8 protein-coding genes, 6 tRNA genes and 1 riboswitch are annotated in these 20,390 nt (G+C 43.5%); of the genes, 2 read left to right on the forward strand and 12 right to left on the reverse strand.

Translation table 11 applies throughout. The features are described from left to right. Positions 1-89: 89 nt before the first annotated feature. The 8 genes from Ami103574_RS12375 to Ami103574_RS12410 all read right to left on the reverse strand — a co-directional run bounded on the left by Ami103574_RS12375 (position 90) and on the right by Ami103574_RS12410 (position 3,754). On the reverse strand, positions 90-413 hold the full coding sequence (locus tag Ami103574_RS12375) for a hypothetical protein (protein WP_163067288.1): 324 nt from the start codon (positions 411-413) through the stop codon (positions 90-92). Positions 414-732: 319 nt separating this feature from the next. Further along, on the reverse strand, positions 733-2,976 hold the full coding sequence (locus Ami103574_RS12380) for a U32 family peptidase (protein ID WP_163067289.1): 2,244 nt from the start codon (positions 2,974-2,976) through the stop codon (positions 733-735). A 226-nt stretch (positions 2,977-3,202) separates the two neighbouring features. Beyond that, positions 3,203-3,277, reverse strand: a tRNA-Cys gene (locus Ami103574_RS12385). A gap of 27 nt (positions 3,278-3,304) precedes the next feature. Beyond that, a tRNA-Gln gene (locus Ami103574_RS12390) sits at positions 3,305-3,379 on the reverse strand. A gap of 14 nt (positions 3,380-3,393) precedes the next feature. After that, a tRNA-His gene (locus tag Ami103574_RS12395) sits at positions 3,394-3,469 on the reverse strand. A gap of 36 nt (positions 3,470-3,505) precedes the next feature. After that, positions 3,506-3,582, reverse strand: a tRNA-Asp gene (locus Ami103574_RS12400). Between the two features lie 12 nt (positions 3,583-3,594). Continuing rightward, a tRNA-Val gene (locus Ami103574_RS12405) sits at positions 3,595-3,670 on the reverse strand. A gap of 7 nt (positions 3,671-3,677) precedes the next feature. Then, positions 3,678-3,754 (reverse strand) — tRNA-Met (locus tag Ami103574_RS12410). Between the two features lie 388 nt (positions 3,755-4,142). Between Ami103574_RS12410 and Ami103574_RS12415 the strand changes: the two genes are divergently transcribed. Further along, positions 4,143-4,823: a TIGR00266 family protein gene (locus Ami103574_RS12415; protein ID WP_163067290.1), complete on the forward strand. Its 681-nt coding sequence runs from the start codon at positions 4,143-4,145 to the stop codon at positions 4,821-4,823. 139 nt (positions 4,824-4,962) lie between these two features. Here Ami103574_RS12415 and Ami103574_RS12420 read toward each other — a convergent pair whose 3' ends face one another. Continuing rightward, positions 4,963-14,874, reverse strand: coding sequence for an immunoglobulin-like domain-containing protein (locus Ami103574_RS12420; protein WP_163067291.1), 9,912 nt, complete (start codon positions 14,872-14,874; stop codon positions 4,963-4,965). A 176-nt stretch (positions 14,875-15,050) separates the two neighbouring features. Further along, positions 15,051-15,238, reverse strand: a riboswitch (cobalamin riboswitch). A gap of 276 nt (positions 15,239-15,514) precedes the next feature. On the opposite strand from Ami103574_RS12420, the gene Ami103574_RS12425 reads away from it, so the two are divergent. Next, positions 15,515-16,204 carry a hypothetical protein gene (locus tag Ami103574_RS12425; protein ID WP_163067292.1) on the forward strand — a complete coding sequence of 230 codons (690 nt, stop codon included), beginning with the start codon at positions 15,515-15,517 and terminating at the stop codon, positions 16,202-16,204. A 43-nt stretch (positions 16,205-16,247) separates the two neighbouring features. On the opposite strand, the gene Ami103574_RS12430 is transcribed toward Ami103574_RS12425, so the two are convergent. Genes Ami103574_RS12430 through Ami103574_RS12440 form a run of 3 tightly spaced genes read right to left on the reverse strand, consistent with a single transcriptional unit; the run spans position 16,248 to position 20,371 of the window. Beyond that, positions 16,248-16,901, reverse strand: coding sequence for a Dph6-related ATP pyrophosphatase (locus Ami103574_RS12430; protein ID WP_163067293.1), 654 nt, complete (start codon positions 16,899-16,901; stop codon positions 16,248-16,250). Positions 16,902-16,907: 6 nt separating this feature from the next. Beyond that, on the reverse strand, positions 16,908-18,383 hold the full coding sequence (locus Ami103574_RS12435; RefSeq protein ID WP_163067294.1) for an LlaJI family restriction endonuclease: 1,476 nt from the start codon (positions 18,381-18,383) through the stop codon (positions 16,908-16,910). Beyond that, positions 18,380-20,371, reverse strand: coding sequence for an AAA family ATPase (locus Ami103574_RS12440; protein WP_163067295.1), 1,992 nt, complete (start codon positions 20,369-20,371; stop codon positions 18,380-18,382). Before Ami103574_RS12440 ends, Ami103574_RS12435 begins: the two co-directional genes overlap by 4 nt. Positions 20,372-20,390 lie beyond the last annotated feature (19 nt).

The raw sequence follows: 20,390 nt of genomic DNA on the forward strand, positions 1-20,390 counted from the left end.
TCACTCCAATGCTCTCCTCCATTTGGGCTCCCAAAACTAGGAGTTTCTATCCCATCTATTGCCAAACTGAATGCCTCTTACCTCATCTTTTAATAAATACCTACATAACCATGCTGATTAATCACGAACTTTTCTATACCATACCAATCACCAAGCCGAGCGTTATATTTAAGGTATTTATGTGTGCAATTTTGACTTCTTGCGCCAGAAATTCCTACTTCCTTTCCATCTGAATTCACAGTTCCCTTCATTGACCTTTGGCCTGGCAAAACTCTTACAGTTGCACTTTCCGCTCTACTAACAACTTGTCGGGAAAAAAAGAAGCACATCTCTTCCCCAATCCATGTGCTTGTCATAAATCCATAAGAACAAGCCTTTAAAATATAATAACAAAATTTTATATTAAACTTCACATAGCAAGATTCACCTTCTACTCCATTTGTATTAACAGGTTCATAAGCTCAGTTGCTTTCCAGTAAATCATAAAATCCCACAGATGCATGAACACAAACAATGCGTGCAAATAGAAAAAAGTGATAAACTAGGCTAAATCATATTTAAAGCGTTCCGGCCACCTAAGTTGTAAGATTGCTAGTCTTAAAGGTTTACACTCTTAAAAACCATCCCCGCGTCTAACGCGTGGTTTTCTTTATACAAAAAAGGAATCAGCTTTGAATCTTCGCTGATTCCCCAAATTTCTGGAGATACCACCCCTATTTAAACTAAAATTTCCTACAAAATCTCTTTATTAAAATGCCCTCTGGTATCGGTTTCCCGATTAAAGACAGCTTTATCCACTCTGCCATTTAATTTACTTAAGGCCTTCTTGATAGTTTTCACGACCTGCTCTTTTGATTCAACGGTGAAGTTTAATCTAAATGCTTCGACTCTTTTTATGCTTGGCAGCTCATCTAAAAGATTGAGAGTCTTGCCATTCAGAATAGTCGTTGTACAATCCTCATGACAAATAATAGGGAATGTTCCGTGCTCATCTTTTAGCTCATATCGTTTTGTTCTGCAAATACCGCACTGATTCATTTTTTTCAGCGGACAATATTTTGTAAACAGCAAAGGAGCCTTACCATATACAACCATTTCTAGTGCAGGATAGCCGTCATTTTCTTCATAATAAGCATGAATTAAATCTTCAATTTGTTTCTTATTTAATTCATAAGATAACGTTACTCGTTTCGCACCTAGTCTATATAATTCATAGCAGCTAGCAGAATTAACAACATTGAGAGAGTAGTCTGTAACAAAAGGATTCGTTTTTCTGTAGTGATAAATTCCGCCATATCCTCCGATGAGCAACGGCCCTTCTTTTTGCTGATAAGCGTTCTGGTTTCTTCTAACAACGTTTTCAAAATAGATTTCCTCTATTCCACAGCTCACGCAAGCATCATACTGTTCCTTCGTCGTTACAGAAGCCGTAAGGATTGGTTTTTTAGGGACAAAGCTTATTTTTTCTTTTGCTTTCAACGCCTTGGTCCTTTTCTTTTGGCTGTTAAGCTTTAAGTCATATAAGCCCTGCACAAGTTCTCTTCTCGCTGCATTTAACAGTTTAGCTGGAATAAATGCATTACATTCCTCAAAATCCACCTGATTAAGTTCGAATATCGTATCATTTAATCTTGAGAATTGCTTTATTACCTGCTCTTTTGTTGTTGGATTATTAATTGCACTCCCCAGTATTTCCTCGCTTTCATATAAATAGTTAAAGCCTAAGCCCGACCCATCTATGATAAGCTTTGAATCTGGGTATGCGTACACGCTAATATCTAGGTTAAAACGCTTAAATTCTTTTTCCAGCGATGCTTCTAATTCTTTGTAATAGGAATACTCCTTCGTTATATACACTACATCCCCTGTAGAAATTTTTTCTTTAATCTTGATATAACAGACATCCTCTGCTTTGTTGATTAAATTCCCATCTTTATCATACAACTTTACAACCGTTAAATTAATATCCTCATTGTTATGACTTATTCGGATGATATCGTTTTGATGTAAAGTCCGTGTAAGAGCTATTTCAACCATGTCTTTAACTGTCCTGCTAATTCTGCCAATTTCATAGCCAAAGTTATTCGGTCTTAAAATGTTTGTAATATCTTTCGGATCTTCGCGAAACAAATATCCCTTCGTAAAGGTTCTATTGAAGGTTTTGTTCAGATTTTCTTTATCTTCTTTGGCTATCTTACCGTCTAAGGCCATGCGATATGTTGATACCACGTTAGCAACATACGCAGGTTCTTTCATTCGACCTTCTATTTTTAAAGAATCAATTTCTTTTAAATCATGAATATAATCAATTGTGTTTAAATCCTTCGTCGATAGAATATAGCTTTTTTCTAGAGGAGTATTTGTTGTTTTATCAATTAGTTCATACTCCTTACGACAAGAACCAACACATCTTCCACGATTTCCGCTTCGATAACCTATAAGTCCTGACATGAGACAGTTCCCAGAATAAGATACACATAACGCCCCGTGAATAAAAATTTCTATAGGGATTTTAGCTATTCTCTTTATTTCTTTTACTTTTTCAATCTCAAGCTCACGAGACAGGACAACTCTTTTCGCACCAAGCTCTTTAAATAATAAAGTTCCGTCTAAATCGTCTATGCCCATTTGAGTGGAACAATGTGCTTCCATATCAAGAAAGTTTTTAACTACATAATCGAAAGCTGCTAGGTCCTGAACAATAATTCCATCCACACCGATTTCATTTAATTGGTGCATCTGCTCTTTCATTTCTTCCACTTCGTTTTCGAAAACAATGGTATTCATTGTTGCATAGATTTTAACATTCCTTAGGTGCGCGTAGGTAACAGCCTCTTTTAACGATACTACATCAAAATTAGAGGAGTATGCCCGTGCACCAAATTTTTGCATCCCTAAGTATATCGCATCACAACCATTAGAAATTGCAGCTTTTAAAGCCTCCATATTTCCTGCTGGCGCTAATAATTCAGTCATTTTTTCCTCCATACTACTCGCTACTTAGCACTAAGTGCTTCTAACTGCCTGCAAATCTTGTCTAAATTTGCTACAGTAGAATTATAACAATTCACACCACACAACACAAGAAAAGTTGCAAAACAACATTATCTCTTTTAAGATCGTACCACCCGTTGCATGTATAATCAAAAACAAATAAAAAACTCTAAACTCATCAAATTCAATGTGTTTAGAGTTTCAACTTTGGAGGCGACACCCAGATTTGAACTGGGGAATAGAGGTTTTGCAGACCTCTGCCTTACCACTTGGCTATGTCGCCACAACTGACCGGATGGTCAGTAGTTATTGGCTAGGGTAGCAGGATTCGAACCTGCGCATGATGGAATCAGAATCCATTGCCTTACCGCTTGGCGATACCCCAACATTGCATATATATGGGGTGGATGATGGGATTCGAACCCACGAATGCAGGAGCCACAACCCTGTGTCTTAACCACTTGACTACACCCACCATATATACTTTTTTATTAAATTTGCTTTAATAAAATGGCGACCTGGATCGGGCTCGAACCGACGACCTCCAGCGTGACAGGCTGGCATTCTAACCAACTGAACTACCAGGCCATATTATTAAAATGGTGGGCGTTATAGGGCTCGAACCTATGACCCTCTGCTTGTAAGGCAGATGCTCTCCCAGCTGAGCTAAACGCCCATTTTAATGGTAGCGGTGAGTGGACTCGAACCACCGACCTTCCGGGTATGAACCGGACGCTCTAGCCAACTAAGCTACACCGCCATCTTGTGTTTTCAACATTTTGTGCCGTCAACATTAAATATCTTACCATTTCCCCTTCACTATGTCAACATCTTTTTTTACATATTATTATTATTTTTTTACTTTTCTTGGAAAGACTGTCTTTTCAACGTTTCAAGAACTTTCCAAATAAAATCTTTTTAAAAGCTGCTCAACTTTTAAAAATTTCTCCGAGGTTTTTCGCCAGTAGAACCCCTGTGTATGCTTGCTATCTTACAGAAAATTTTTAAATCTAATTGACTTTCCAAAATTACCCTTATATTATGAAGATATCCTTGTTAATAGATGTTGACCTGTGGCATCGCCATAAGGTCTTCGCACTTATTCTATCACAAAAGTAATAAAACACAAGAAAAATATGGAGGTATTTATGGAGTATAAGATTGAAGGGGCACCGCTTCCGGTGCTGATTTGTACGTTAAATGAGGGGGAGACTATGATCACGGAAAAGGGCTCCATGAGCTGGATGTCCCCTAATATGAAAATGGAGACCAGCAGCAACGGTGGTGTCGGCAAAGCGCTGGGCCGGATGTTTGCCGGCGAATCTCTCTTTCAGAACCGCTATACAGCTCAGAACGGAAAGGGCTTAATTGCCTTTGCATCCAGCTTCCCCGGATCGATTCGAGCTTTTGACATTACACCACAGCAGTCCATAATCGTTCAAAAGGCTGGTTTTTTGGCAGCTCAATCCACTGTAGAATTGTCGATTTTCTTCCAGAAAAAAATTGGTTCCGGTCTCTTCGGCGGAGAAGGCTTTATCATGCAGCGCTTATCCGGCAGCGGCCAGGCCTTTATTGAAATTGACGGTCATGCCGTGGAATATGATTTGGCAGCTGGAGAATCCATGATTGTAGATACTGGTTATCTAGCAGCTATGAGCGATACTTGCTCTATGGATATCGTCACCGTGCCTGGTGTAAAAAATATGATTTTTGGTGGAGAAGGTCTGTTTAATACAGTCGTTCGGGGTCCGGGAAAAATCATCCTGCAAACGCTGCCAGTCAATGCGGTAGCCAATTCTCTGCGACCATACTTCCCTGCCAGCAAATAGATAGCAACGGTAGTCGGTCCCAAACAATAGCCCTATTTGAAGCTCTATTTCAATTAAATAGGGGTCTTAATCGGTATACGTAAAGAGGCCGCAGCACAAAACGTGCTGCGGCCTCTTTTAGCTTATGCTCCCATTATACTTATAAATAATCCTGCATTAACACAGATATCATTTTTGAGCATTCCGCTCTCGTTGCATTTCCTTTCGGTGCGAAACCATCTGCGGTCTTTCCATTGATGACGCCTGCCCGCTGTAACTCTTTTACAGGGGACAGGGCATAGCTGTCTACTTGATCTCTGTCGGTAAACACGATTTCCGCATTTACTTCCCTGAGCTGTTTCTGTGCAATCTTTGACATGTATCTGGAAAGGATTACAGCCATATCTTGCCTTGTAATATTGTCATTGGGATTAAAAGCGACGTCTCCATTGTCACTTACAGTTCCCGTTGTAAGGCCTTTTTCAGCTGCCCAGGCTGCTGATTTTGCAAACCAGGCATCTTTCTTCACATCATTAAACGGTGAAACGTCATATCTAGTTACATCTTCCCCTGATAAATTTGCAAGAATCTGTATAAACTGTGCCCTTGTTATACTGCTATTGGGTTCAAACGTAGATTCAGACATTCCCTTAATGACTTCTCTTGCCGCCAGATAAGTAATATTGCTGTCCGCCCAATGGTTTTGGGTATCTGCAAAATTCACCTCCTGGTATGTGATAACATAGGTGGACCAATGATCTGTTGTTATTTTAAACATTTTTTGATCCTTTTCCATTTTTCCATTAAGCACTGGTTTCATCACTCCATCAGAGTTTAGTTCATAAGCGACAATACCCTCACTTTTTTGATTTGCAAGCTTTTCATATGGCATTTTTATTACCACATTCCCCCCAACCTGTGAAAGGACTTTTGTTCCTGCTGTCACCGCAATCTCAAAAATCTTGCTTTTTTCCATCCGCTTTTCCTCTTCATCGGAAAGCTTTTGTACATTTGCAAGAGTCGTTTGCACATCTTTTTGAGTAATTGTCACCTTTAATTCAGTAGCTTCTTTCGCCATCGCCTTCACCGCGTTATGATCGAAGCTAATTTCTCCCATGACAGTGGATAGTTTAAGGGTATCTACTTTATTATTGAGCTCTGCAATTGCTTCTTTCGCCATGGCTGCTTCTATGCGGCTGGTTGCTGAATCGGACCGAACGTCTAAAACAATTTCTTTATTTGTAACAAAACCTTGTTTTTCAACAAGCTCCGACTCTTTTAAAACCTGGGCAATCGCTGCATTGATGGTCTCCGTGCTTATGGCAGCTTTTGCTGTCCCCTGCCCATCGGTCTTAGCTTCTGCCGTCACGGTTGCCGTCACGGTTTTTAGCTGTTCGGAGCTAGGTTCAACTGCTTGTATTACTTCTTCCGTTTTCCACCCTCTTGTTTCTGGCACCTTTGTCCAGTCTGGTGTATAGAACCAAAGAATCTTCTCTCCGCCGTTCAGCTTCCAATCCGCTGCACTGATATCAATTAAGTCGTTGTTGACTTTCACCATCCAGCCCGAGTTTTTACCTAAATCGAACTCCCCTAAGCCATTTATGCTAGAGATATATTTGTCTCCGGCTTTGATCGTATAGGTTGTCCCATGAAGGGCTAACACAGCCTTTAAGGCATCCATCACTGAAGTAACGCTCGGATTGATGACGTAGCTGTCACTAATCCATAGTTTATTATTTGCCCCTCTGATGGTCAAAATGACCGACTGTTCTTTTACTTCCGGTGTTTCTGTGCTGCCCTCACTTACGTTTACCACAAAAACAGCGGTCGCGTAGATTCTCTTTATGAAGTTCTGGTTGACATCATAATAATCCTCATAATAAGACACTTGAACGCTCTGTGCCCCTGTTTTCTGACTGTCAAACCCGTCAACGGTACACCGAGCTGTATCAATTTCCTTTAAGACAACGGCTCCATTAGAGATATATTTACCCTTTATAGTCAGCCCTGTCAGGTCCAGCTCTTCCCCTATTTTGTATATACTCTTATTTGGTAAAGCTGTAACAATTAAATCAGATAGATAAGTGGTCAGTTGAGCTTCTGCGTTATCTTCAATTGTTACCCCGGTTACGTTAATCACATATACCGTTGGCTCTTTTTCGCCATTCTGCACCAGAATCCTCACCTTGTAGGATAAGGCCAATGGCTCCGAAGTGGCACCAGAAGACACTCTTTTATTATTGATAAAGATGTTGTCTGTGCTTTCACCAGTTGCTGTAATAATCAAGCTCTTTGCTTCCGCAGCATTATATACATAATCATATTTGCCGTTGATTAAACCGATTTGTTTGCCATTTATAATCAGACTCTTTAAATCGGCTGTCACGCCCACTGCATCAGCTTTACTTTGTGCCGCCAAGATACCAGCTACTTCAGTAGAGCTTTCTCCCATAATTCCATGGTTTTCAAGTACAGCCGTATAAATTTTTACATATTTTATGTTGTCAACTTGTACCGGATTACCGTCTTGGTCAACCGCCCAATCCAAGTCCATGCCATCGCCATTATATCGTTCCATATTATAGGCATATGGATTAATAGCAATGGAATTGCTGCCTGTCTTATGACAATCGGCATAACCGAAGGCCGGCACGGTTTCTGCATTAATCTTATTTCCTGTAAAAGAAAGGGTTGTATCCGAGTACTTTAAGTTTGCAGCAACCCCCTGGTTGTATGCACTATATATTTTGGGGTTTGGATAATACGCCTGTGTATGGGCATTATTTTTATAAATATATCCCGGCTTTTTATCGGATGTTACCCAAGAAACATCGGCTGCACCCTTAAACGAGCTATCTGGGTTCGTATAGGTTATCTCCAGGTTTTTCTTGGTATCGGCATTGTAATATTCACTTCCTGCCAATTCGTACCAGTTTTCCCCATCGTTGGAAACCATAACCGCTCCAGGCTCACTTTCTCCATTCCCTGCATTTCCATATACAATAAAGTCTACGCCGTAAGGATTGTTGGGGTGATTGGTTATTGGCTTATCAAATTCATATACGATATACCCGCCATAGGCTCCCAGAGAAACTACTTTTTCAGAAAGTGGATTTTCCAAGGTCACCTCTGGGTTTGGATAGGCATTATACAGCATTTCCGTTTTATTTATAAACTGGCCCGGAGCCGGTGAAAAGGCTGCGATTTTGCTCGGTTTATTTATTTCTGTGGAAATCGGTTCTGCTTGATACAGCGCTAGTTCCTGCTCATCCTTATAATTGGCCCGGACAATCAGTTTCTCCCCTCTTATCAAAAGACCATAACCCGGGTCAATGCCTATCATCTCATCGGATATCAATTTTTTAACTTTATTCTTTAAATCATAAGCGTACACATCCCCCGTATTGTCCACGAGATAAAGAATTCCCTTATATTCAATCTGGGCGCGAATATTCTTTAATGAAATATTTTGTAATGTCTGTACTTGCGTATTTCCCGCCCCATCAAAATAGATTTTGCGATACCGGGTTGTACTGCTTTGATTTTCTACATTGAAGAAGGCCTTCGCTTCAGCATCGTATACAAATGGTACGGTACTGGTTTTCCACGGTGTATCTCCGGCATAAGGTTCTACACACTTGATATCATATCGAGTGGACCATTGGCTGTGGTGAGTCTGGTCTTTTATCTGCTCATCACTCAGTAAGAAATAATCATGCTTTACTGCTCCTGGCCTGTCTGGCGTGTCATCTGCCCAGGTAGAGTCCACATGGTACCAGCTCCCTGCGATTTTCACCACATTCCAGGAATGATCTTGTCCGCTTACATAATGGCTTGATACCCCTGCTTTCTGAAGCAGTAAATTCAAGGCCATTGAATAGCCTTGGCATACGGCATCCCCTTCTACCAAAGCACCATAAGCCGTGTAAGCATTCATGGTATCTGCTTTTCCGTTCAAATGGCCTGCTTGATTATATTGGCAGTGGTTTACAAGCCAGTCATGAAGGGACAGCAGTTTTTCCAGATCGGTCATTTCCGCAGAAATGCACTTTTCAATTGCTGAATTGAATACCTCTTGGAATTGATTTATTGCAGCGGTGAGGGCTTCCTTGCTATTAAAATCTTCAAGGATGGAAGGGGTTATAATCGCTGTCTTTCCTTCAAATTCTATGTTGTATTCTGTTCTCACATAAAACAGTTCCGGATGTTCAAATAAAACATTTAAATATAAGTTGACCAGATTCTTTTGGATTGCATCTTGTGTACCGGAATAAGGCACTGCAACGATAATCTCCGTTGGCGCACCGCCTTTATAAGCCTTCAAGCTTGTGTAAATCACATCATAAGCCGCCTGTTCCTGTACGATTCGTTCTTCTATTGTCAACTGAGCATTTGTTTTAATGGTGTCAATTTTCTTTTTGGCTTCCGAAAGTGCTGTCTTGACCAAATCAAAAGTTTCCGCCTGATTAATTATTTCCGTCCCTTTGGCAATAGCATTCTCTAGCTCTTGCTTTTGAGCTTCCCGGTAATCCATGCTGCTTTTATAGGCGGTCAACTCCTGTACGGCTGCCGTTTTCTTTTCCTGTAAAGTTCCTCCTGATACGACGACGATCTTAGAAAGCGGTAAAAGAATCGGCGTGGAGCTGCTCCGGGTAGCCGTCATAACATAAGTCCCTGGGGCTAAGGTCAGTCTCGCTTGCCCATTTGCATCCGTAACAGCCTGTTGCATTGGCACTATTACACCATTCTCATCCACCAGCGCAAGTTGTGCCCCCACCATGTTTTTAGTGTTCTTCTTGATCTCCCCATCGTCTTTCATGCCATCACGGGCAATAGAGAATCCTTTTAAAGACACGTCGAAGGGAACATTAGCTGTTGCCTGGATTTCTTGACCTTCTTCAAACCAAGTATAGAGGTCTGAATAGTTCGTTGTATCCCCATAGATAAAAAAGTCTATCAAATCATTGTTTTTTAAGGTCGCCTGATTGAGGTTGTACCCCGTATAGCCTCCATTGAGTTCATTATAAATTCCATCATTCGGCGTCTTTCCGTTAACTGCAAAGCCGTTGTTTGACGTTTTTCTTTCAAACAGAAGGGAAACAAACCCGTTGGATCCTACTTGTAAATATTTATTTTTTGTCTCCTTGGTAAAGGCTTCTCCAAAGCGCAATTCGTGTGCTTTGACTAACGCATCCAAGGCAGATACATGATTTTTTACCAGGTCGGTGTACCCGTAGTTTTCAGCTAGATCATATGCCACCGTGACGGTTTGCGGTGCCACTAAGAAGCTTCCATCTGCTTGCGCTTTAATGGATGCCGACACTTCCACCTCTGGCGGTTCCGGATTTGGATCTACCGATCCATCGCTGCCTTTGACGATGACAGTTGCCGCTACCAGCTGATTGACTAATTTCTTAAAGCTTTCATTTGTCGGATATTTTTCCGCATATTTGGCAAATTGAGCGCTCCGTAAATTGCTGGTTATGATAATCTCTGTATCATACTGCGGTACGGATGCCAACACTAAATTTTCATGCTGAAGGATTGTCGGCTCACTGGAATGAAACAGATTATAGGATTCATCATATCCGGTTTTAGGTAAACCATATGCCTCAATGCCCGTATCTTTACGCTGAGAATAGTCATATACCCAAACTAAATTATTCTCGGCATCTAGATAGCACTCTTTAAAGGCATGTAAATTTTTTGTCACCTGACTTCCATCTGCACCGTCTAAGATACCCTCTGCATAACTAGCTTTCACCCGCTCCATCAGCGCGATCTCCTGGTCGATTTCTGTTTGCACAAGGGGCTGAACCTTCACTGTTAGGTCCTTGCTCACAATGATGTCTGTATTATTTCGCTGCATAAAGACAGTAAGAATTACCTTTTTTGCAGTCTCCTCCGGAAGCGGCCTGTATACAGCTGCTCTGTAGCCGTTGATAGCTATTGTTTCTGGGTCACTGCTGGATACCGTAAACTTATAATCAAAATATTTGTCAATTCCCGTATTTTTCCCTACAAGCAGTTGAATATCTTCCGTGATGTTTTCTGAATCAATCGGTTTGCCGCTTGAAGAAATTTTCAACTTATCCAGCGTATATTTTTCATTTAATTGACTCTGCATATAGCTAGGCCAATCAATATTATCACCTTTCAGCACTATGTTAAAAATCTTTTCAACAGTTATGGGTGTTTCTTCATTTGAACTACCTGTTTTATTGAACGTAATAGTAGCGATCAGCGTTACTTCTGTATCATTCTGAGGTCTGGTTACTTCTCCCGTAAGATCACCAAATAATACACTATCCTTCTTCACCGGATTGATGTATGTACTGCTTGACTGCCAGCTAATGGTTGCCCAAGCTTTTCCACTTAGCTGCTGTGGTAAATTTAAATTTTCAGTAACCCCATGGCTATCTGTATTAGCTCCCCTTATCTTCTCAAAGGTAAGATTGGCGGCAATCTGCTCGTTTATCGCCTGGAGAACTCTGCTGCCATCCCAGCGGATATTTGCATTTACCGTATAGTCCACATGCTGATGAGCTTTGCTCAAAGCAAATTTTAACTCTTTTACTTGCGCAAAATTCATTACATTATTTAAATTGGGATCCACATAAAAGTACGTAATATCCCCATTGGGTGCAATATAGGTTTCGTCTACATTATTGATAAGCGTTACTGTTATGTCTGAAAAGCCTAATGTATGAAGTTTTTCTTCTACCAGATCAACAACATTTGTATCTGCCCCAAAGGCTGGTAATAACAATTTGCCCAATGCATTATTTGCTGCTGTCAGATAATCCATGGTTGCTTCATCCAAAGATTTTACGGTCACTGCAAACTGCTTTGTATCAGAAACCGTCCCTTTTCTGATGGTGGCGGTCAGAATAACTTGAACATTTCCGGAGGAAGGCAGCTGGACCAAACCCGTATCGGTTATAATATCTGTATTGCTACTTACCCAGGAAATAGTCGTTCCATGCTCTCCTACAACCGGAAGCGTTAAATTTCCTGCCTCTTTTATAATCAGCGACGCCAGTTGAAGCGCCGTTCTATCGGCTGCAACCGCTTCCACATTTGCATTGCCGCCTACTTCTAATCCGCCCTGCCATTTTAATACCGGGTATCCCTCGTTAATGGCCTGCGCCCCCGAATTATCCTGATTAAAAGCCTCCCCAAGAATGGTAACGAATGTTTCATCCTTTATTTCCGTCTCGGTCTTCGCTGTAACATCTCCTGTACCACTTCCTAGTCCAGTACCAAAGCTGTCTGCCAGATAATAACAATTGCTGGAAGTTCCTGAAGAAGAGCCTGCTACCGCACCGACTTTACCCATGGTAGCAGTTTCTTTCGTTATAACGCCAACATTATAGCAGTTCTGCATGGAACCGGTTGATTTTCCAGTAATCCCCCCGATTTCCCCATAGCCAGATGCCGGGCAAGCTCCACTTATGGCTCCTGCATTATAACAATTTTTCAAAGTTCCTGAAGATTGTCCAGCAACACCTCCTGCATACAAGTCGGTTGCAAAGCTTGCGGTCGACACCTTAGTCGACGCATAATTGACGCAGTTTTCAACCGTTCCTCCGGCGTTATTTCCGGTAATACCGCCAACACGCTGTCCTGTAGAAACAATGCTGCCGCGGAAAGAGCAGTTGCTTATCATTCCAGAATTTACGCCCATAATGCCGCCGACATTACTGCTGGCTGGAGCGATAATGCCTTCAACAATGACATTTTTTATGACGCTGTCCACATCACTATAAGCGAAAAGGCCATTGGAGCCTTTTAGTCCCGTGATTTTAAACCCTTGTCCATCAAAGGTTCCTGCATAGGCCTTGTTGTAAGCACCTATAGATATCCAAGTATTATCTTGTTGTTCATTACTTAAAAGGATGTTCCCTGTCACAACTGCATTGGCCGTTACCTTGCCAGAATTCACATAATTGGCAAACCAGGCCAGGTTTTCACCATTTTCTATCTGATAATAGGTTTTCCCATCTTTTAAAAGCGTGGAAGGTTCCTCTGCCGCTCCGCTCCAAACGGTTCGGATATCCATGGTTTTTGGGATATGAATTCCTTGGCCTGCTACCGTGATGGTGCCCATGATTGTCTTATATCCATGGCAGGTTATGGCATAGGTGTATTCCCCGTCTGCTAAGCGATAGCTCCCATCCTGGCTTTTTTCTTGCACTTCCTCCCCATATTTTACGGTGATGCTGCTTACAGCCGAGGGATTATTATCTATAAAAGAAATCTCAAAGGTAACCGGACTTCTAGCCGATTCGGCCAACACAATTTTAGGGATTGTTGCATTCACACCGGTTACAGTAAAACTACCGACTGCTGTTTGAAAGCCGAATTTGTCAATCGTATACGTATAACTGCCTTTGGGCAAATGATACACCCAGCCATCTCCTGGGCAGACAGTTCCCTGGGCATCTTTAACCAGAATGTTGGCACTGACTGGGCTGATTTCGCCAAAAGTAACGTCATAGGTTTTAATCTCTAAATTTACGGTAATTTTTTTTCCACCGTTATTGATACTAAAACTGTCTTCTACCGTTTTATATTCATCCTTTGAAACAGTATAGGAGTACGTGCCTTTACCTAACTTATAAAGCCCCTCTCCTTCAGCGATAATCAATCTGCCTTCGCTGTCTCTTACTGCGATCTCCGCCTGCTCTTGATCGATATCAAAGGCAACCGTGTATTTTGCCTGGGGATCCTGCCAGCCGATTATTGGATAGCCATTATTTTGATTTGGCATTGTATCTGCTACAAAGTTTCCCCCGAGGTCTGCTACAAATCCAGCAGTTTTCATGGCATCAGCAGACTTTACAGTTGCATTGGCATTTGTACTGTCATTACCTATGCTCACTGTATAGGTCCCGTCAAGATAATAGGTCTTTTCTAAAATAGCCGTTGCCGATTTAAATAAGAAGCCTACGACTGCACCGACATTAGAGGTGCCAGTAGATGTAACTGCGCCGACATTGTAACAGCTTGTAATTGATCCAGTGTAACCATATCCTACAACACCGCCAGTATTAGAACCTGCTGATTCTACCTTTGCCAGATTGTAACAGCTGCTGATATTGGCGTTTCTGTTTTGTCCGGCAATTCCTCCTGTATCCGACTTTGCAGAAATAACCCCCTCATTATAGCAACCTATAAGGTTTGCATACGAAGTAGCTCCATAGTTGCTACCAGTAATTCCTCCTACATACTTTTGAGTTGAGGTAATAGCTGCCTTATTGCAGCAGTTTTCAATGGTTCCGGCATTGTACCCTGCTATGCCTCCTGCATAGTTGGCTTTTGCCGATATATTTCCTTCTACGGTGGTGTTTCTAACAACACCTGTGCTTCCTACATACCCGAACAGTCCTTGGTAAATAGCCGTTGCCTCTATCCTGAGGTCACAAATGGTGTAACCCGCCCCGTCGAAAGTTCCTGTGTACTGATTAGAAGAATTTCCTACTGGAGTCCAGTTCGTTTGGATGGTATCGCTTCCCAGAACAATATCATTTACAAGAACAGCTTTTGCCCCTTTGTTCTGTGCCGTTCCGTCTGAAAGCGTTCCGTTTACCAGCTTTGCAAACCAAGCCAGATTTTCGCCGTTGGCAATTTGATAAATTTCATTTTCATCCACTTGCGGTTTGGTTACGGTTTGCCCATCCCAAACCGTTCCAGCCTGTTGACCCGCTAGTGCCAGTTTTTCTTCTACCGTCACCCCTTCCGGCTGCGCTGTAAGAATAGAGGTTTCATCTACATCCTCTTCTTGATTCCGGTCTTCCGGAAACTTGGATGCTTCCTCCTCACTCAGCTCTGGTGAAAGTTCTGGGACCGTCTCTCCCTCTAGTGCCTCAGAAGGCACTCTTTCTTCTGGAGTGAACCGTTCTGATTCTAAGCTGTCCTTAGCCTTGAGACTGTTTTCTTCCTGCACCAAAACCGGCGGTTCAACAGTTTCTGCCGTATCCGCCAGTGCAAGGGTTGGAAACAAGTTTAAACACATTATTCCACTTAAAATGATTGCTAAGATTTTCTTTTGTGTCTGCTTGTTCTTCATTTTTTTGTATCACTCTCCTTCTTTTATTTTTACTTTCATTTATATAATCGCTAAAGCGTTATTTTCTACATAAAAAAACTGTAGCAATATGCTACAGTCCGTTTTTCTGTAAATTATATGTTTCGTATTACACGAAAATATAAAAGTTTCCATCCACACAACCGATTACCGCGGCCTGCTTTCTAACATTCTATGCAGGTCTTCTGGCTCACGTATTACCATTCCTCTCTGCCTTCCCAGATAAAATCCAGTGGCCTTGTCGGAGAAACTACACGTATACAGCGGCGGTACCGCGCAGGATTTTCACCTGCTTCCCTCTTAGCTGCGCAACCTGGCCTAACTCAGACTAAAGGTTAACAAGTCAGAGGTCTGGCACGCAGAACGTAGATGCTTTATTCAGTTCTGCTTCATCATAGCATTCCCGTGGAAATATTGTCAAGTAAACTTCGACAAATTTTGCAACATTTCCCTATCCTATTTTTATTGCCTTGCCGAACCCTAACCTGTGCCGAAGCAACTACTGAACGATTTGACAAAGCTAAGATTCTTATATAAAATAGACACAAGAAAATCATGCCTATGAACTCTCGTTCATAGGCATGATTACGCTATAACATGTAGAAAGAAAAATTGGGGCATTATGAAAAAAAGAAAAATTGACGGAAAGACGGTTTTGGTGCATTTCGTACTGTGGTCCTTGGTGGCCTCTGTTATTTTTGTGGTCATCAAGCTGGTCCTATCCCCTTCTGAGGCGGCTTACGCGAAGCAGCGAAGCGACTACGTCCTGATGCTGCTCCAGTGTATTATCGGGATTTTTGCACTCATGCTTCCTTCTATCTTAAATCACCGCTGGAAGATTGAACTACCCAGCTTCATGCTGGTGCTCTATGTATTGTTTCTCTACGGTGCTATTTACCTGGGGGAAGTGCGGAGCTTTTATTACCGCATACCGGGCTGGGATACCATCCTCCATACCTTTAGCGGTGCCATGCTGGGTGCTTTGGGTTTTTCCATCATCAGCCTGCTGAACGCGAAACACACCTGGGTCAATTTAAGCCCTATCTTCGTTTCGCTATTCGCTTTCTGCTTTGCCGTTACCGTAGGCTGTATCTGGGAAATCTACGAATTCAGTGCAGATGCCATCCTGTCTACCAATATGCAGAAATTCATGCTGGAGGATGGCACGCTGTTAGTAGGTCGAGCTGCTCTGACAGATACCATGAAAGATCTGATTGTAGATATCCTCGGTGCCTTTGTCATGTCGACGGTGGGTTATTTATCCCAGCTAAAAGAGAGCGGCTTTTTAAAACGATTTGTGATTAAGAACTAAAGGGCTTCCCCATAGGTGGCCCTTCCTGCTCTTCATCAACAATTTATGCAATCTTAATTCTTACATATCTGCCATCAAAGCTTGCAGTTCCAGTATCCAGTTGAATCGGTCTGTTGAAAAGCGGGCCGTCGCATACAAAAGTATGGTATTCCCCATTCTCCCCACATACATCAATCCCTTCGGATTTAAGTTGTGAGACAAGTTCACGAGTCAAGGGTTTTCCAATGTGGCTGCCATCCATCTTCTCCGTATCAATTACCGTGATATACGTAATAAACCCACTGTCTATAAAGTCATAGACTACCTGCTCTCGCGCCTGCTGCCAGAGCGGCAGGAAGGGCTTTAGCCCTGTATTGTTGCAGCGTTCCTCATTCCAATCTAAATGTGCCTGAATGTCGATGTCTCCAAAGACACACACGTCAGCTCCTTTTCGCCTCTCTTCTAGCAATGTTTTTTCAAAATTTGCTTCATATTCATTTCCCGATGTTGGTATGAGTTTTATAGGAATTTTTAAGGATTCTGCAAGCCGAACGATCATGCCCCTGTCAATGCCATGAAACCAAGTTCGTTCCTTGTCCTTGTTATAGGTCATAAGTAAGCTTTGGGGTTCCAGCCCCATGGAAACCGCTTTATAAATAGCGAAGGTACTGTCTTTACCTCCGCTGTATGCGGCTGTAAATTTAACTGTATTTTTCAAGCCTCTTTACCTCCTTACTGCCTGTTTCCTCTGCTCTGCCTGAAAAGGCTCCACGAAGCCGTGATAAAAGGCTTCCTCCGTAACTTTTTCTCCTCTCAGACACCATTGATACAGCAAGTCCGGCCTGACGCTGAACAGCAACACCCGATCCTCCGGCCAAGCTTCTGCGCACGCTTCCCCTTCTTCCGCTTCCCACCGCTCTCGCCTTGACTCCAACTGCTGCTGAACCTCGTTTTTGTCCAATCCCAGCAGCTGATCAATTTCCCGGTGGTGCTGCCGATTAGGACAAGCATACCCCAACTGCTGAAACATCTCCTCCTGTTCGGGGTCCGTGGCAGGAAAGAGAAAAGCGTTGGTATATCGGATATCCCCTTGAAAATATAAGGTCTTCGTATATCGGTAATAGCCGATTTGTTTAGCAATATCCCCATTGGCCGGCGCTCCGTAGAGCAATCCGTTATCTGGATTCACCTGAGGGCAGTAGTATTTGGCATCGAGAATGCCGATAACCCGGCAATCCGCTGACGGGTGTTGGTATACTCGCAGAATATCCGGAATAAAGTCACCCTGAGCCTGGTATTCTCGATTTTGGAGAATATAATGAGGGGGACCAGACCTGGTATCCGTCAAGTTGCCGAATACAGCTTTGGCTGCATATTCCCAAATTTGCTCAAAAGCGGTAACCCCCAACTGCCGACGATAAAATGCACTTTGGCCGCACCAGGCCCATAGGGCTTTTAGCAGCCGCACTTCCCGTTCAGAAAAGACAACCGTCAGCCGATCGGCTAAATAAGCAGTAAATTGAGACAAGTCGCTGCCGTCAAAGTCCTCTGCTTCCGGAAGTTCCAGTTCCTGGTATTGCCCCAACCCCTGCATCAGCAGACCGCACTGGCGCAAGATAAACCCATGGAGCTGTGTCAGCAGTTGGGAATAGTCCTGCTGGTTCTGGCGATGGAAGGTATCCAGGTAGACCACGTCTCTGCCAAGAAGGGGTGTCCCCTGAGAAATGGTCTGCTGCCATTGGATGGGGCCGTTGCCGTTTCTTTTCAGCTCGCTTTTTTTACTGAAATAAATTCCGTTATTCTGGTAATCCTGTAACAACCAGCTGGCCAACTGAAATCGATCAACCTGTTGTTGGTGTTCCTGTGCATGATAGGCATCAAAAGCATACGCCTCCTCAAAGCGGGATCGGTCTAATTGGCTCTGAGCCCGCTCCACCAACTGGCAAATCAAGCCTACGTGATGGAGGACCGCTGGCAGTTCCTGACTCCCAATGTCTGATTTCAGGTATTTCGGATATCCAATAACGGAGGTATCTGTCTTGCTGCTGTAATAGATTCCTACAAAGGTAAACCGCTGTCCGCTGAAAAAGCCACATTCCATCAGTTCCGGCAACACGGGATGAGCAGACCAAGGCTGGCCTTTCTCCCTGCCGCCTATCCGGCTTCCTTCCCGAATCAGTAACAGTTCCGGCCTCTTCATAAGGAGCTGCCCACGCTCTCTGAAGTTGATTGAGCTTCATTTTTGCTCTCCGCCGAAGCCGATTCAAAGGCGGATGCCCTTCCGTCTTTTGCCACTGTACCCGCTGCCCCGCCAGCACTATAATCGACTGCAAATTCCAGTTGTTCAGGCTCTTCCTCTCTCTTTTCTCTTGGGGTGGCCGGCACGGCTACAAAAGCAGAATCCGGAAGTCCCGTCACCTCCCCCTGCAAGGAAACCGGCTGATGCCCAGCTACTTCCAGATGATTGACGGCCAGGCGAATAGCTGACAGCGTGCGGCACTCCTCCCTGAAAAACTGAGTGGGAATGTTGCGGAACACATCCTGCCTGAGATAAGCCAGCAGCTTGTCCATAAAGGGATTAGGCAGCCCTTCTAGCTGGCTGGCTGCGGCTGGATCTCCCTGGAAAGCCTGAACCACACAGTTGCTGTGAACTTCAATATCTGCCAGCTCCTCTTTTGTGAAAAACCAGTAGCCAATACAGCGGTCTTCATCAAAACCCGCCTGCAAAATAAGCCGATTAATGGCTTTTCGCAGTACATTCCAATCATATCGTTCTGTCCGAACCAGATTAGAAGTCTGGCAATCGGGCAGACAAATAACCGCTCGATTAGCTTCTTCCGGGGCCAGCCCGTTCAAATCCTTATAAATAAAAGACCAACGTCGTTTAAAAGCAGAATCCAAAGGGAATACCCCTTGATCCGCACTGTTCATCGTTCCCCATATGTATAGATTTTCTGGCAGCCTAAGGTTTTTAAAAGATTCCGCTGAAAGCCACGGCCATTGCGTCGTCTTTCCAGCCAGTTCTTCAGAAACGGCTCTATAGAGATACTGTGCAAAGGCATCTGGCAAGGTGATGGCATAATTACTCACCCCTTTGTCTCGATCCAGCAGCTGAAACAAATCTCCAAACACACCAGCGGCGTTAGCCCGGTTCATCTCCTCAATAATCAGCACGTACTTGTCCGGCCTCCCGGACAACTTAGCTGCCAGGGATTTAGCCAGCAAAGAGCCGAAGGGGCCGGGAACAAATTCATAGGTGATGCGGGGGCCTGTCATATTGCCGCTGAAAACTCGAGTTCCATCGGTCACTTCCAACTGCTCCTGAATATCCCCTCTGGGAACAGGCATATATCCTCCCACAAACTGCTGATAGGTATAGTCCGCATAGAACGTTACCCGACTAGCCTTTACCTGTCCTTCTTTATTTTTCTCCGCCAGTTCTTTTACCTTCTTTGCCAGCAGATGACTCTTCCCCGTACCAGGGGCACCAAATACCAACATATTCCAAGGGTAACGGCTGTCCGCTGCCGCTGCTTTTTCAAACAAGGCTGACGGTTCATAAACCACCTGCTTTCCTTCCCGGCTGCTCAGCACATAAGGCCTATTGTCGAAATAGGTCAGATACGCTTGCAGCACCTCTGAACCAATCGGCTGTCCCTCCCTGCTGATGCGGATGAACGAAGCCTGCGCCACGCTGGCACAAGCGTGTTGTCCTGCGGAAAGACGGAAATACGCCTTCCCCTGATTCTCTGCTAACGCTTCGTACATGCTGCGGATATCAATCCGACCACTGGGGCAGCGGTCAAAGCTGCTTTCCAGGGATACCAAATAGTCGTCTGGATAGATGCCCGCTGAAAATTTTAGGGTAGCAGGGTCGGTCTTACAGATGACAAAGGCGAAAAAACGCAGTTTCTTCCACTTAGCATATTTGTAGGCAGCGATAAGCCGATCTGTAAAAAGTCGAATCTGCGGTTTAGCTCGCTCTGTTCCTGTCACCGAAGTCTCAGAAAAAATCGCTACGATTTGTTCCCCTTGTGGACTCACCAGCAGACTGACTTGCTGGGGTGTAAAGGCGGCAGTTCCAGAAGCTTCTTTTTCTGCCTCGCTTAGCGGTGGAATCTCCTGCAAGCTCCACCCCGGCAATCTGGTATAGAAAAGCTGATAGATGTCGGTAACTGTTTTAGGCATAAGTACGTTCTCCCTTTCT

It is taken from the genome of Aminipila butyrica (genome assembly GCF_010669305.1).
Classification (GTDB): Bacteria; Bacillota; Clostridia; order Peptostreptococcales; family Anaerovoracaceae; genus Aminipila; species Aminipila butyrica.